At 41.1% G+C, this 16052-nt stretch carries 10 protein-coding genes and 1 pseudogene; 8 read left to right on the top strand and 3 right to left on the bottom strand.

The window, feature by feature from the left end; translation table 11 throughout:
* Window positions 1-101: 101 nt before the first annotated feature.
* From H6G05_RS02410 to H6G05_RS02400, 3 genes are all read left to right on the top strand, one after another.
* Entirely contained in the window at window positions 102-2621 is a 2520-nt protein-coding gene (locus tag H6G05_RS02410) for a VIT domain-containing protein (protein WP_190576000.1), read from the top strand.
* 870 nt (window positions 2622-3491) lie between these two features.
* A complete protein-coding gene (locus H6G05_RS02405; protein WP_190575998.1) occupies window positions 3492-4505 on the top strand; it encodes an ABC transporter substrate-binding protein in 1014 nt (337 codons plus the stop codon).
* 148 nt (window positions 4506-4653) lie between these two features.
* Window positions 4654-7707, top strand: coding sequence for a hybrid sensor histidine kinase/response regulator (locus tag H6G05_RS02400; protein ID WP_190575996.1), 3054 nt, complete (start codon window positions 4654-4656; stop codon window positions 7705-7707).
* A 217-nt stretch (window positions 7708-7924) separates the two neighbouring features.
* Here H6G05_RS02400 and lipA read toward each other — a convergent pair whose 3' ends face one another.
* Complete coding sequence (lipA, locus tag H6G05_RS02395; RefSeq protein ID WP_190575994.1) at window positions 7925-8797, bottom strand: lipoyl synthase; 873 nt, start codon at window positions 8795-8797, stop codon at window positions 7925-7927.
* A 690-nt stretch (window positions 8798-9487) separates the two neighbouring features.
* Between lipA and nrdR the strand changes: the two are divergent.
* Window positions 9488-9925: pseudogene (gene nrdR, locus H6G05_RS02390) on the top strand (transcriptional regulator NrdR); the annotation flags it as partial.
* 195 nt (window positions 9926-10120) lie between these two features.
* A complete protein-coding gene (locus tag H6G05_RS02385; protein WP_040689531.1) occupies window positions 10121-10429 on the top strand; it encodes a DUF3155 domain-containing protein in 309 nt (102 codons plus the stop codon).
* 784 nt (window positions 10430-11213) lie between these two features.
* On the opposite strand, the gene H6G05_RS02380 is transcribed toward H6G05_RS02385, so the two are convergent.
* A complete protein-coding gene (locus H6G05_RS02380; RefSeq protein WP_190575991.1) occupies window positions 11214-11426 on the bottom strand; it encodes a hypothetical protein in 213 nt (70 codons plus the stop codon).
* 246 nt (window positions 11427-11672) lie between these two features.
* The gene (locus tag H6G05_RS02375; RefSeq protein WP_190575989.1) at window positions 11673-12095 is read right to left on the bottom strand and encodes a hypothetical protein; all 423 of its coding nucleotides are present in this window, start codon (window positions 12093-12095) and stop codon (window positions 11673-11675) included.
* Window positions 12096-12579: 484 nt separating this feature from the next.
* Here H6G05_RS02375 and H6G05_RS02370 point away from each other — a divergent pair, with 484 nt between their 5' ends.
* From H6G05_RS02370 to H6G05_RS02360, 3 genes are all read left to right on the top strand, one after another.
* Window positions 12580-14049 (top strand): ABC transporter substrate-binding protein, encoded by a 1470-nt coding sequence (locus H6G05_RS02370; RefSeq protein ID WP_190575987.1) that lies wholly within the window; start codon window positions 12580-12582, stop codon window positions 14047-14049.
* A 127-nt stretch (window positions 14050-14176) separates the two neighbouring features.
* Window positions 14177-15067, top strand: a complete 891-nt coding sequence (locus H6G05_RS02365) for an ABC transporter permease (RefSeq protein WP_190575985.1) — start codon at window positions 14177-14179, stop codon at window positions 15065-15067.
* 62 nt (window positions 15068-15129) lie between these two features.
* Complete coding sequence (locus H6G05_RS02360) at window positions 15130-15951, top strand: ABC transporter ATP-binding protein (RefSeq protein WP_190575983.1); 822 nt, start codon at window positions 15130-15132, stop codon at window positions 15949-15951.
* Window positions 15952-16052 lie beyond the last annotated feature (101 nt).

Here is a 16052-nt window from a genome sequence, read left to right as displayed (position 1 = left end):
CTAACCATTGGTAATGATGAGAGACTCAATCTCAGGAAACATTAACAGGTTGCCGAACTGCTGAGTTTAAGAATGCATTAGGCAATGAGGAGCGAATCACCATGAAATCAATCAAGCCCATCTACATTGCCGTCCCTTTGGCGATCGCCCTTGCAGGTGTCATTGCCCACCGCACATTGGCTCAGTCCAACCCGATGAATCAACCTTTGTCAACTCCTAGCTCCATGATTAAATCAGGAGTTATAGAACCAGTCAGCGATCGCAGTTCTAGCAATGAATCAACCAAAGATCGTCCCGTCGGTGGGCTGTATGTGCAAACACCTGATCGCCAACAACAAGCTTTTACCCTGACCAACACCGATGTCAAAGGGCAAATATCAGGCAATATTTCGCGAGTGGAAGTCACCCAAACTTTTCAGAATCCCTATGACAAACCACTAGAAGCAATCTATGTATTTCCATTACCCGATCAAGCGGCTGTGGATGATATGGAAATTAAGATCGGCGATCGCGTGATTAAAGGCGAAATCAAAAAACGAGAAGAAGCCAAAGAAATCTATGATCGGGCTAGAAAAGAAGGACGCACCGCAGGTCTACTAGAACAAGAACGTGATAATATCTTCACTCAATCTTTGGCGAATATTAAACCTGGGGAACAAATCAAGGTGACGATTCGCTATACCGAAAGCTTGAAATTTGAGGAGGGTGATTATGAATTTGTATTTCCGATGGTGGTAGGCCCTCGCTATATTCCAGGACAAGCGATCGATGCTAAGGGAAATACAATCCAAGTTCCTGATGCCTCACGGATTAATCCGCCTGTCCTGCGTCCTGAAACGCGATCGGGTAATGATATTACTGTCAGTCTGCAAATTGATGCAGGTGTTCCCATTCGCAATCTTTATTCTACTTCCCATCGCATTGATGTTCAGAATAATAGTGAAACAGTCCAGCTTAAACTAGCGACTGGCGATAACATTCCCAACAAAGACTTGATTGTGCGCTACAAAGTCAGTGGTGATCGCACCGAACCCACGATTTTGACTACCAATACCGATCAAGGCTCACATTTTGCTACCTATTTGATTCCAGCGATCGCCTATCGCGTTGACCAAATCGTGCCGAAGGATGTTGTCTTCTTGATGGACACATCGGGTTCTCAATCAGGTGATCCGATTGTCAAATCACGGGAACTGATGCGTCGCTTTATCAATGGATTGAATCCTAACGACACATTTACAATTATCGATTTCTCGAACACCACCCGCCAGCTTTCTAGCTATCCCTTACAAAACAACGCCACTAATCGCCAGAAAGCGATGAACTATATCGATCAAGTCGATGCGAACGGTGGGACTGAACTCATGAATGGCATCAATGCGGTGACGAAATTTCCCACTGCATCAGATGGACGGATTCGCAGCGTGGTCTTGATTACGGATGGATACATTGGCAACGATAATGAAGTGATCGCGGCAGTGCAGAAAAATCTCAAACCAGGTAACCGTCTTTATAGTTTTGGTGTTGGTAGCTCTGTCAATCGTTACTTGCTAGAGCGCGTTGCGGAAATGGGGCGAGGTACAACGCGAGTAGTGCGTCAAGATGAGCCAACTCAAGAAGTTGCCGAAAAATTCTTCCGTCAGATCAATAATCCTGTTCTCACAAATATCCAAGTGAAATGGGAAGGCGATGGAGCGGCTCCCGAAATCTATCCTAGCAATGCTCCTGATCTATTTGCAGAGCAGCCACTTGTTCTATTTGGCAAAAAGGGCGATCGCGCTAATGGCAAGCTCAAAATCACAGGTATTGCCGCAGGTGGCGAACGTTATGAACAAACCCTTGATGTAAACTTTGATGGTGTCAATAGTAATCGCGGCGGTAATCTGGGTATTGCCCAACTATGGGGACGCGCTCGCATTAAAGATTTGATGAATCAAATGTTTGGTGGTGAAGTCAAATCTCTAGTGGATGCAGTCACTCAAACGGCACTCAACTATCGCTTGCTATCGCAATACACAGCCTTTGTTGCCGTAAGTGATGAAGTGCGCGTCAATCCTGATGGCAGCAAGATGACAGTCCAAGTTCCCGTAGAGATGCCTCAAGGTGTCGATTTTGGCATGACTTCAGGAGAGATGGCAGACAATCAAAATCTCAAGCCTGCGGCTCCAAGTCCTTCAGCTTTACCACGACAATCTTTTAGCACTTCTGGAAAAATGCAAGGAACAGTTATTACTGGCATGGATCAGCTTAATACTAGACTCAGAACTGAAGTTGATAGTGTAAACAGTCCTAGCGAAGCATCGAAGGTAAGCAAACAAGCTCCTGTCTCCCAAATTCAAGTGGTGAGCATTACGGGGCTTGCAGGTATGGATGTTGTTGCTGCTCAGCAAGCGATCGCTCAACAATTGCAGTCAATTAATGTTCCTGCTGGTGTCAGAGGTACTGTAGTTTTAGAGATTCCCGTCCAAAATGGTCGATTGACAAGGTTTGTCCTAGATGATGTTGCTTCGACAGTGACAGATAAAAATCTTGTGGAGATCATTAAGCGATCGCTACAAAATGTTGTTTTGCCATCGACAGCCAAAGGTTCTATTCGTTTGACATTAAGCGTAAAATTATAGGCAAATGGAGGCGCTTTGCGCCTCCATTTGTCTTTATTTGCATTTGAGAGAGTGCGCCCCTGCGGGGCGCACTCTCTCAAACTATTGAGGATTGCTATATTGTGTAGATCTTTTGTGATTATCTATGTTATTGTAATGATAGGGAATAGGATACATTGAATGATTATAATAGAAGAGATCCTATTGGCATTGGAAAGTTAAGCGTGATCGACGTATTTGCGTCTTTTTAGTTGTTGTGCAATAGGAACTTTAGTACCTATTGCGATTAGCTGACCAGTGCCATTTCATAACTTTTCTTATTTATACCTACATTTTATGTACTAAATCGGGTTAAGTGTGGGGTTGAATTTCTGTAGATATGTCGTATTCAATTAGGCGCTTTTGTATAGTTTAGGAGACGCTAATTCCTAAACGCGGTTATGCATTCCTATATAAAACTTATAATGAATGATTAACTTGCAAAAGAAATAATCATTCATTTTTTTGTTTAGGCAATTTGCATGACAGGCTGTAGAAACTTTAAGTATTACAGAGAAACTTTTGAAAGCGGTGGGTCACCTCACTTTCAACAATTTCTCAGGGCGACTGGGTCTTAACTCAGCCCTTAGCGCTGAATCTGATTGAATGAACTACAGCAGTAAAATTCCTCATTGTTCTAAAAATTCTTTTCCTTTTGCAAGGGGGCTTGAGGGAGGGGTAAAAACAAAAAAATATACGAGATTAAGATACTTCTCAAACAGGTTTTAAAAACCATCCCTTGTTATCATTAATTAGTATGAGGGGGGCAGGGATCTGGACAATTACACAGCCGTAGTTTCCATGGGAGAAGAAGATTTGTAAATTATTAAATTTAGCTAGGAACAAAAAATCGTGAGAATAAATAATTTTTTTAGAGTGGTAGTCATCATTCTGATAGCTTCCTTAACAGCGATCGCCATCAAAGGCTGTAGTTTGAATCAAGCAGGAGCATTAAAACCATTCAAGGTAGGGCTAAATAGTTGGGCTGGTTATCAAATTGCTCTGTATGCCAAAGAAGCAGGACTGTTTCGCAAGCATGGTTTGGATGTAGAGTTTGTTAAATTTCTCAATCAGCAAGATAACATCCGCGCCACGATGCGTGGTAGTCAAGATGTGAGCTTTGTGCCTTTGCCAGAAGTAATGCAGGTTGATTCTTCTGAAGAAAAGCCTGTCGTTGTGATGGTTGTTGATATTTCTGCTGGCTCCGATGGAATCGCGGCAAGTCCCGACATTAAGTCCGTAAAAGATTTAAAAGGCAAAAAAGTTAGTGCCAAATTCAGTACTGTTTCGCATTTGGTTTTACTCGAAGCCCTTCAAGCAAATCAAATAAAACCAGAAGAAGTAGAAGTTCTAGATGTGATCAATGAACGTGCGGCAAACATGCTTAAAAAAGGGGAGATCAGTGCAGCTACCCTATGGGAACCTTTAATGCAAAGCACTGCTAAAGCTGTGGGAGGTAAGGTCATTTACACTACAGCCGATGTAGATAGTCTGGTGATAGACGGTTTAGCAACCCGAGCTAGTCTCATCACCACTAAACAGGATGAGCTAGTGCGTTTTATTGAGACTTGGTTTGATGCGATCGCGGCGGTGGAGACTAAACCACAGGAAGTCTTTGCCTCAGTTGCCAAACAACTGGGTATGACAACCGAAGCATTTGCTGAAGACTACAAAGGGCTGAAAAAAGGTGACCTAGAGATGAATCAGCGCATGTTTGAAGGAGGTCGCTTACGAGATGCTTATCAAAAGACCCGTGAATTATTGTTGTCAGATCCTCGACATGGTCGAGATATTCGCAACGATATAGAGATTAATGGTGAGCCAGTCAAAAAAGCTAGTATTAATTGGCAGGGTCGTAAAACATAACGATTTTGGTCAAGTGATGTACAGATGGCTTCACCAAATTTGACTAAGCAAGGGGCTTAAGCCCCTTGCCTGTAAATCATTGGCATGAAAGCTGCCATAAAGTGCACGAATTCTCTGTCTATCTTTGAGATATCTGCTTTGTATAATCATGAAAAAACTCATTCAATCCCCTAAGCAAAGAATCTCTAAGCAACTACTGCTTGGGTTTGGTCTATCCCTAGCGGTGATAGGAGTTACTGCTTTATCTATTATTTATGCGTCTCTCAGATTTAATTTAGATACGCAAATACATCAACGCGCCAGAACGATTACTCAGGGGATTGAATTTGCTAGTGAAGGGTTGATTGAAGACGATGAAACCTTTCTCTTAGAAAGGCTTATCCAGAACTATGCCACTCTGCCAGCAGTAGTAGAGATATCAATAGTTGATCCTCAGGGTAATTTACTTGCTCACAGTCGTAGGCTAGATCTGACATTGGCAAATATAGACTATGCAGATATTCACCCTACGTTTGTTCCTTCTTTGCTGCAAGCATCTCGTAATGGCATAGCAGTAAATATGCATACTGTTTTAGAAGGCAAACCAGTCATAGTTCAATTTTTGCCTTTTAGTAGCACTGTATTTAATAAGTTAAGGGAAAATCCTTCCCAAAAGCCATCACAATCAAATAAATATCGTGGCGTGGTGATCGTAGCGATGGATCTCCAAGCATTGGAAAATGAAGCGTTGAAAAATGCTTTATGGGCGATCTTAGCGATGTCATTTAGTGGCGTAGTAATTTTGCTATTTATGGGTTGGTTAATTCGCCAGTTAGTACTTAGCCCTTTATCAAAGATTCAGTTGGCGATCGCGGATAGTGAAAAGCAGGAAAAATTTGTTTTGCCAGTTTTACCTAACAACGAAATTGGTTTTTTAGGATCGACGTTAGATTCAGTCTTGGCGGAAGTAAAAGATTACAAACAATTGGAGTTGGATATTGCTGAGAGAAAATATGCAGAGATTGCTCAACACTATGAATTAGCCACTAATGCGGCTAAAGTATGGATATGGGATTGGGATACCCAAACAGGTATATTTGTTTTAGAGCGAGGGGTTAGAGAATGGCTTGGCTATGAGAGTTGCCAAAACCCAATTCTTTTTGATGATTGGCTAACGAATATTCATACTGACGATCGCGAACTTTTTAGAAATACATTTCAGATACATTTAGAAGGAGAGACTTCGGAGTTCTCTTGTGAACATCGTCTTCTGAATGCTGATGGTAAGCCCCATTGGTTTTTATCACGCGGGGAGAGAGTTCTAGATGATCAAAACAAAGTAATCGGAGCGATCGGCACAATTACTGATATTGAGGAAATTAAACAAGCGGAAAGATTAATTCGTAAGCAAGCAAAAAGAGAAGTTGTGATCCGAGAAATCACCCAAAATATAAGGAGGACTCTTGATCTCCAAACTATTTTTCAGACTGCTGTGGAGGAAATTAGAAACTTTCTGAAGGCGGATCGCGTTGGTATTTTCGAGTTCTATCCTGACAATAAATTTAATGATGGAGAATTCGTAGCCGAATCTGTCTTGCCTAAATTTATATCGGCGATGACAGTCAAAATCCACGATCATTGTTTTGGAGAGCAATATGCCAAATTCTATGAGCAAGGAAAAATACAGGCTGTTGGTGATATTCACAATGCAGGGCTAAGCGATTGCCATATTCAGGTCTTGTCACAATTTCAAGTAAGGGCTAACCTAGTCGTTCCTTTGCTGAAGGCTGATAAATTATGGGGATTGCTATGCATTCATCAATGTGACAGTCCTCGCACATGGGAAGATCTGGAAATTGATTTCGTAAAACAAATAGCCATTCAACTAGCGATCGCTGTTCAACAAGCGGATCTTTATCAGCAGACTCAAGCTGATTTATTGATCCGCAAACAAACTGAAGCAGAACTACTCAGAGTCAATGATGAACTCCTTAAAGCTACTAAGCTCAAGGACGAGTTTCTTGCCAACATGAGCCACGAACTCCGCACGCCTCTCAACTCTATATTAGGACTATCAGAGGTTTTGAAAGAACAACTTCTGGGGACACTAAACGAAAAGCAATTAAGTGCGATCGGCACAGTGGAATCAAGTGGTACGCATCTCCTCTCCCTGATTAACGATATTCTCGATCTATCAAAAATCTCATCAGGAATGATGGAACTCAATGTTGAATTAGTATCAGTCCAAAATCTCTGTAATTCCAGTTTGGTATTTGTCAAACAGCTAGCATTTCAAAAGAGAATACAAATTGGCTGTAGCATTCCCCAGAATGTAAACAATATCATGGTCGAAGAGCGTCGGATCAGACAGGTGTTGATTAATCTGCTCACCAATGCTGTCAAATTTACTCCTAGCGAAGGACATATAAGTCTTCTAGTCGCCTTCGGTCAAGGTGATACATGGCAAGGAGAAGCTGTGATTCCGCAACGGATCAGGACAATGAATGTGCCGCTGATCATATTTCAAGTATTAGATACTGGCATTGGTATTGCCGCTGAAGACTTGCAACGTCTCTTCCAGCCCTTTATACAGGTTAGTAGCAGTCTCAACCGTCAGTACGAAGGCACTGGTTTAGGACTTGCTCTAGTCAAGCAAATTGTTGAACTTCATGGTGGTCAGGTAATCGCTGAGAGCGTAGTTGGAGAATGTAGTCGCTTCACTGTAGCTCTGCCCTATGAAATGGAGTTGTCTAGTACTGCGATCATCCCTGAGCTAGTGGCAAGCAGTTCATCGCCCATCAAGGTAAATGTTGATAATGAAGTCGCGCCACTTATTTTGCTTGCGGAAGACAACGAAGCAAATATCCAAACATTCAAGTCCTATCTGACTGCAATCAATTACCGTATAGCGATCGCCAGAAATGGCGAAGAAGCAGTTGCTAGGGCAAAAGATCAAAGCCCCGATATTATCGTCATGGATATTCAAATGCCGAAGATGGATGGACTAGAGGCGATTAGTCTGATTCGTGTTGATGCTCAAACTGCGACGATTCCCATAATTGCCCTGACTGCGCTAGCGATGGAAGGCGATCGCGAAAGATGTCTAAAAGCAGGGGCTAATGAATATCTAACCAAGCCTGTTAAGTTAAAGCAACTGGCTGATAAAATTCGCCTGCTTTTAGCACAGCCTCCTAAACCCCAAGACTTAGTTATTCTCCATTAACTAAGTAGTTAAGCATAGTTGTAAACCAAACCAAGATTGCTGTGCCGCCCGCTACGCGGGCGGCACAGCAATCTTGGTTTTATAGCTATAGCCACCTGTATCAGGATAAATCAAAACCCAAATAGTGTGAGGCGGCACGAAGCGCCGCCTCACACTATTTGGGTTTTATGTCCTAACAAGAATGGCGACAGCTATAAGTTTACTTATGCTTAACTACTTAGGTTTTAGGATGCGACTTCATTAATGCTTGTACTTGTTCTGCATGATACGAACTACGGGTAAGCGGCGAAGATACTACTTGTAAAAATCCCATCTCTTCCCCAGCAGTTCTCCATGATTCAAACTGCTCAGGTGTAACGAATTCATGCAAAGTTAAATGCTTCGCTGAAGGTTGAAGATATTGACCGATGGTAATAATATCGCAATCTACTGCTCTCAGATCACGCATCACTTCCAAAACCTCTTCATGGGTTTCACTCATACCTACCATGATTCCTGACTTAGTATAGACCCAAGGTGCGATTTCACGGGCGCGACGTAATAGTTCCAAACTACGCTGATATTCTCCCTGTGGGCGGACTTTCCGATATAGTCTTGGTACAGTTTCTGTATTGTGATTAAGCACATGGGGATGTGCTGCCAAAATTGTTTCTAAAGCTTCCCAATTAGCACAAAGATCGGGAATGAGAAGTTCTATAGTAGTTTGTGGCATTAACTTACGGATTTCTTCAATGCATCGCACAAACTGGTAAGCACCACCATCAGGCAGATCATCACGGTTAACAGAAGTAACGACGACATGCTTAAGCTGCATCCGTCGCACTGCTTCACCCAAATTAATTGGCTCCATCGGATCGAGAGCTTGAGGCTTTTTCTCAAAGTCAATATCACAATAAGGACAAGCGCGAGTACATGCTGGCCCCATGATCAAAAATGTGGCAGTACCTTGGTTGAAGCATTCGCCGATGTTTGGACAAGATGCTTCCTCGCAAACAGTATTTAGCCCCAAGTCGCGCAAGACTTCTTTAACATTGCCAACGCGCTCCCACTGTGGGGCTTTTACTCGCAACCAATCTGGTTTGACCGCCATATTTATAATTACCTAAAAACTTAGCCTATGCAGATCATGCAATTTTTGTAACGTTTTGTATTCTAACGCAATTACTCCTTTCCCATCCAAGAATTAGTGGTGCGGCAGCAATTCTCATTATGAAACCGATTTAGTTGTTTCCAGCGTCGAAGGCGCTGGAAACAACTAAATCGGTTTTTTGAAAGCCCGCCGTCGGCGGGCTTTCAAAAAACCGATTTTTATAATGAGAATTGCTGGTGGTGCGGCGCTTTGCGCCGCACCACTAATTCCAAAACACAAAATGGCGTAGCTATTTTGTGTTTTGGAAACCCTTACTGGGTCTAGTTTTTAATTCAAGAAAGTGTGACAACACTTTCTTGAATTGGTAAAATCTTTGGGCTTTACTATCTATAGCTATCTGTATCAGGACAAATCAAAACCCAAATAGTGTGAGGCGGCGCGAAGCGCCGCCTCACACTATTTGGGTTTTATGTCCTAACAAGAATGGCGACAGCTATACTTTGAGGTTGGCAAGACAGTATTACTCAAACCTGTAACAAGAGATTTTTTGAAAGCGTTACTTTGCAACGCTTTCAAAAAATCTCTTGTGCTTTTTATAGGTAATTGCTGCCCACTATAATTTACAGTTATATAGATAGGGTGAAGCTTTGCTACCGCTCTATAGTTACACACTACATTTTGAGATATGTCATGCTCTGCCCGTTTTGTCAGCATACCGATAGCCGCGTTTTAGAATCTCGTTCGGCAGAGGCAGGCTGTAGTATTCGACGCAGGCGCGAATGTCTTAATTGTCAGCGTCGGTTTACCACCTACGAACGCATTGAGTTTGTACCAATTACAGTGCTGAAAAGAGATGGAGCCAGTGAATCCTTTGATCGCTCCAAGCTTTTGCGCGGCATGATTCGAGCATGTGAGAAAACAGGGGTATCACAAACTGCACTAGAATCAATCATTGACGAAATCGAAGCGCAACTACAAGTACGCGATCGCCATCAAGTATCAAGCGTAGAAATTGGAGAAATGGTGTTGCAATATTTACAAGATGTTAGCGAAGTTGCCTATGTGAGATTTGCTTCAGTGTATCGACAGTTTAAGGGGGTACGAGATTTTGCTGAAGCTTTAAATCATTTTGCCGCAAATTAACAATATTTTTAGATTTACTTACGGGAAATTGGTCAAATACTGTATCAAGCTGTGGTACACAAAAACGATACTGACAAAAATTTGTAAAGAAAAGTTGAAATTTCTTATTTACCCTAGCTATAATAACAATGTTTTTGTAATCCCGATCGCATTTCAGGGTCTAAATTAGGAGGTATTGATTTGGCAAGGAGACGTAAGCGGAAGAGTAGACGTCGCCAAGAAGGGCGCAAAATCCTAGAACATATTCCTCAATTTAGTATCGATAGCGGTGAGGATAAGCCTGTGACGGCTGCACGTAAGTACATCCATACTCATGGCATTCTTCCTCCAGCACTGTTGCTTGTAAGACGTAACGAACATACAACAGATCGATACTTCTGGGCAGAAAAAGGACTATTCGGAGCACAGTATGTTGAAGAAAATCACTTCTTGTTCCCTAGCCTAAAGCCACCCGAAGAGAGAGAAGTTGCACTCGCTGGATGTAGATAAGTTTTTATCAGTCTTGCTGAGCAACAAAAAATCTCATTTCTTTGGTATCACTTTTGCAGCATTTTATGTTTATGAACGCTTGTATCTTCTAGAGACGATTTTCATCGTAAAAAAGTTAGAAGAGTTTAGGGTTTATCTGTAAATTGCTGTAAAAGGTAATTATGTATGAGTAAATATGCATGTAAGTATATTTGATTAGTTGTCTTATTAAATATACTTAAGGTTTTTATAGTTACTTAGGTAACTGAAAAATGGGGATTTTCTTTGTTGATATAGATATTAACTGTTGAATTCTTTTATTACATCTTCCAGAAGTGGCATTTCATTCTACTTTTGGATTTTTAATATTTCGACAAAAAAGCAGATGAGCGTCAAGCATTCATCTGCTTTTTGTTTGACTTAGTAAATTAATACCAAAACACAAAATGGCGTAGCCATTTTGTGTTTTGAAAACCCTTACTGGGTTTGGTTTTCAATTCACAAAAGTGTTGCTACATTTTCGTGAATTGGTATAGTAATGTAAGTTTTGCCTAGGACATAAAACCCAAAAGATGAGTGGCGGCGCTTCGCGTTGCCACTCATCTTTTGGGTTCAAGAATGGCGACAGCTAAAAGAAGCAGCGCTTTGCACCGCTTCTTGATTTTAGGTTTGGATTTGTTCTAAATTTTAAATAAAAAAGAGCAAACCTAGGTTTGCTCTTTTTTATTTAAAATTTGGTTTATTTAAATCATTAGTTGATCGATCTTCACAGTCAAGCATAGAGGAAAACTCAAGAAGGCGATCGCTAAGAGTTCACAACTTCATTACTAGTTGTTTTTTTCCAGCCTCTAGGCAACTTCAGATCATCAGGATCGACGTAATGACAAGCATAGTCATCCAAACAAATCAAAGCCCAGCCATTCCCGTCAATATTAACCAGTTTGTAGGAAGCCTCTAGAACAAAGAAGCCTTTGTGGTTGCGGGTATCGGGCTTTACTCTAACGTTTTCTAAGATCATTTTATTAACTTCCTTTTAAATAAAAAATTGACACTTTAGCTGTAATTAAAAAATTAGCAACTTTAGTTATTTATATTTAGGTAGCCTAACACTCTTGACAAAAATCCTTTGTTAAGTTTTTCTGACATAAAAGCAGTAGTTATGAAGTTCTGTAATGTTAGATAAAGTTATCTATTAAATCCCCTAAATCGCCATTCACAAATATTGACAATAAACAGAAATTAACAAGAAAACACTAGTTGTCGATTAACTCAGTACCCAATCTCTAACCTTTTCAAGAGCTTTCCAGTCTGGACGGCGGCGCAAACCTTCTTCAAAATTCTCAACAATTTCTGGCTTAATATCTTTCAAAATCATTAACCAGTTTTGAGCAGCTTCAACTTGCTCACGCACACCCTTCTGGGATAGCTCTAACATTGCGATCGCCAGATTAATATGTCCTTGAGGATCTTCTGGGGCAATTTTGACGGCTTTCTGGGCTGCTTTGACTGCAAGTTTGGCGTTGTTGTCTAGCAAATATAACCAAGATAGACAAATCCAGCCGCTAGCAACTTTGGGCTGACGATCGCATACTTTTTCAAACACAGGAATTAAGGTCGCCGCAGATTCACCTTGTTTGTAGCGTTCTAAACCTTGAGTGAATAAATCTTCTGCAATTTCTGTATTCATTGAGCGAATCAAAACTCCAAAGCCGTATTTTTTGCCTTAGTGATACTAGCATAAAGTGGGCGCAAAACTCATCAACTAAAAACTTCAGCTTTCTGTGTCAGCAAGATTCAGATTCTTTTGACAGGACTCGCTTAACTTCTCAAACAATCTCTTCACACTATTTGAGAAAAAGAAAAAAGAACAGAGTTGTAATCTAGTAACTCATCATTGACATCACTAGAATAGTGAACTTACTTTTGATTAGCTTGGTAAACAATAATTTACAAATCCCCTCTAGAGTTTTGACTATTAAAATCAATAGACAATAGTATCTAAATTTAGTAATTAGGATAACAGTTTGAGCGACTCACAAATTTATTTTATGAGTCAAATGAATTCTCTTATACGTCAAAACCCTTGTAGAATAGGATTTGTATCTACATTTACAGATAGGGCATGGTCATACTGAATTAATAGAGAAGAAAGAAATACAAGAGTGTTTGTTATGAATGTAAAGCTACCCTCTCGTAGAAGATTTTTATTTTCTATCTCATTATTTTCTTTGAGTTTGATAACTGCTTGTAGCAGTACTGTTGTTGGTAATCCTTCTAGTCCATCTAGTCCTTCAGGTGATAAGAAAGTAATTCGGATTGCCATTGCGACTCAAGATCAAACGATTAATACGGCAACAGGCGGTCCAATTATTCGCGAAGAAAAGCTTCTGGAGAAACATTTACCAAAGACAGGTAAATATCAGAATGTCGAATATAAAATTGAATGGTCAAGTCATACATCTGGACCACCAATCAATAACAAGATGTTAGCTAATCAAGTTGACATTGGCATGATGGGGGACTTTCCCTTAACCATCAATATGAATACATTCAGAGACAAAGGTGCTGGAGTTAATAGTATTTATATTGCTACCCTATCCTATGGTGCAACTGGAGCGGGTAATGCGGTCATGGTTCCCAAAGATAGTCCGATCAAGAGCATTGCGGATTTAAGAGGAAAGCAAGTCTCTGTTCCTTTTGGCTCGGCAGCGCATGGTATGTTGTTGAGGGCTTTAAAGAAGGAAGGCATTAATCCTGAGACTGAAGTAAAACTAATCAGTCAAGCGCCTGAAGTTGGTGGCACAAGCTTGAAGACAAATCAGATTGATGCCCATGCCAACTTTGTTCCCTTTGGCGAGCTATTTCCTCTACGCGGTTTTGCCCGTAAGATCTTTGATGGTGCTGAGTTGGGAGTACCCACATTTCACGGTGTCGTAGTACGTTCCGACTTTGCTAAAGAGCATCCTGAACTAGTTGTTGCCTATCTAAAGGCTCTCTTGGAAGCTAATCAAATGGTGCGTGAACAGCCTGAAGCGATCGCGGCAAAAATGGAAAAGTGGACGAGTGTGGAGAAAGAAGCCGTCTATATGTTCCTTGGCCCCAACGGCTTACAGCAAGTCAGTCCTGCAATTCTTCCTATCCATTTAGAAGCTTTAACTAACAGCGTCAATACCCTCAAGCAATTAGGCAGATTAGATGCCAAAGTTGATGCTGCGGAAATCACAAAACTCGCCGATGACAGCTACTTAAAACTTGCTGCCAAAGAGATGGGGCTGAACTATGACGAAATGATTGCCAAGGCAGAAAAGTTCCCAATTTCTGGTGAAGATGCAGAAACCAAGCAAGCAATTACTGAGCCGAAGCTGGCGGCACAGGTTTGGGTTGATGGTGAAGAGAAGATTAGAAACTTCGCTTCTATCAAAAATATGGTAACGGCGGTGTCAAAACTGAAGGCTGAAGGCAAACAAACCAAAAGCACTGTGTTTGTGCATGATTTCAACAAAGGCTGGAAATTACTAGCTGCAAATTCCTTCTTTGTGCGTAAAGGTGATGATATCGCTGCATTCCTGACCGAAAAGGATGCTCAAGCCTATGCAGCAAGTCAAGGGGGCGCTCAAGTTCTCACCTTTAACGCGCTCTAATAATCTGCTACAGCGGAACAGAAACTTGGTGATGTTTATATTAGGCTTGCTTCTAAATTTATGAGTATGTAACGTACAAGGTTCGTTACATACTCATCTCAATTAACCTATTTTGTGGAGATGATCGATGTCTAACATACCTTCTGAGCAATCGCTATCTATGGAATTTTGGAACAGTTTTAGCATGTCCATCAAAAGTTTGTTCGGGCGCTCATCGGATGTTTCAAAAGAGCCATTTTCAGCACGCAAACGTAATCAACTGTTCAGAAGAATCCTATCAATTATTCTATTTTTTGGCATTTGGCAAATCCTCTGTATGGTGAAGTTTAATTTCTGGATTAACTTTTCCTTCCTACCATCACCGATAGAAGTATCAGAAGCAACAGTCAAGTTTTTCTCGACCAATGCCATGATTCATATCCAGTCCAGTGTGATTAGGGTCTTGGCTGGTTATTTCTTTGCCACTATTTTAGGAGTGGGTTTAGGAATTTTGATTGGTTGGTTTCAGAAATTGGAGGATCTCGTATTTCTGCCATTAGAATTACTACGTCCGATTCCTGCGGTAGCTTGGATTCCCTTAGCAATTCTCATGTTTCCTGACGCTGAGTCGGGCATGATTTACATTACTTTTATCGGTGCATTTTTCCCGATTTTGATTAGTACGATCAAGGGAGTAGAAGGAGTGGATATGCTGCTATTACGGGTTGGTCAATGTTTAGGGGCAGGACAATGGTATGTGTTTAAAGATATTGTTGTGCCAGGGGCGATGCCTAGTATTGCCAGTGGTTTAGTCATCGGCATGGGGAACTGCTGGTTTTGCTTGGTAACGGCGGAGATTTTGGCAGGTCGTTATGGCATTGGTTATATTACTTGGGAATCCTACGTTACCTCCAACTATCCACCAATTGTGATGGGTATGTTGATGATTGGTTTGATGGGTTCTCTTAGTTCTTGTTTAGTTGAGCGTTTAATTCATTTGCTGATGCCTTGGCGCGTTACCAAAAAGAAAACTGCTTAGTATTAAGGATTTAATTTTGTTTCAAGTTTTTTGTAACTGATATATAGTAAGGATTTACGTTGATGGCAAAGTTGCTCGAAAATAATCTGCGATCGCAGGTTAAAGGATTAGTAGAGGTTGAGAATCTATCGGTAGGTTTTCGCCGCAAGGGAGTATTTACTTCGGTTTTAGATAATGTCAACTTTACGATTCAACCTGGGGAATTTATTTGTCTGCTAGGTCCTTCTGGCTGTGGTAAATCAACGATCTTGAATACGATCGCAGGATTTATAAAACCTTCTGTGGGTAATGTGTTAGTTGATTACCAAAGGATTACTAAACCAGGAGCTGATCGCGGTTTTGTATTTCAGCAATATTCGCTCTTACCTTGGAAAACAACCTTCCAAAATGTGGAATTTGGGCTGAAGGTGCGGGGTGTACCTAAAGATGAACGCAAAGAACTTGTTGATTACTATTTAAATCGAGTGGGCTTGTCCAAATATCGCCATGCCTTTCCCTATCAGATGTCGGGGGGGATGCAACAAAGAGCGAGTATCATTCGTGCCTTGGTCAATTCGCCTTCGGTATTGCTGATGGATGAGCCTTTTGCCGCCCTAGATGCCCAAACCCGTCACATGATGCAGGAGCTATTGCTAGATATTTGGCAAGATTTAAAATCTACGGTGGTGTTTGTGACCCATGATATTGAGGAAGCTGTATTTTTAAGCGATCGCATTTTTGTGATGGGGGTTAATCCTGGACATATTAAAACGATGGTTAATATTGATCTAGAACGTCCCCGCCATGTCGATTTAATGCTCACTCCCGAATTTATGCAACTCAATCGTCATGTATTCGACCTGATTCGTGAGGAGACTTTAAAAAGTATGGCATTTGAAGATTAATTGGCTAATTTGAATATTAACTCTGTTGGGAAACAATGGATAGAATTACTAAAATCTATACTCAGAGTAACCTTTAAGGCTTCCAATCTAAAATAGTTGAT

Origin of the sequence: Phormidium tenue FACHB-1050 (assembly GCF_014696925.1) — a bacterium.
Taxonomy (GTDB): domain Bacteria; phylum Cyanobacteriota; class Cyanobacteriia; order Pseudanabaenales; family Pseudanabaenaceae; genus Pseudanabaena.
The sequence above is the reverse complement of the archived record's forward strand: the minus strand, read 5'-3'. Positions and strand labels throughout refer to the sequence as shown.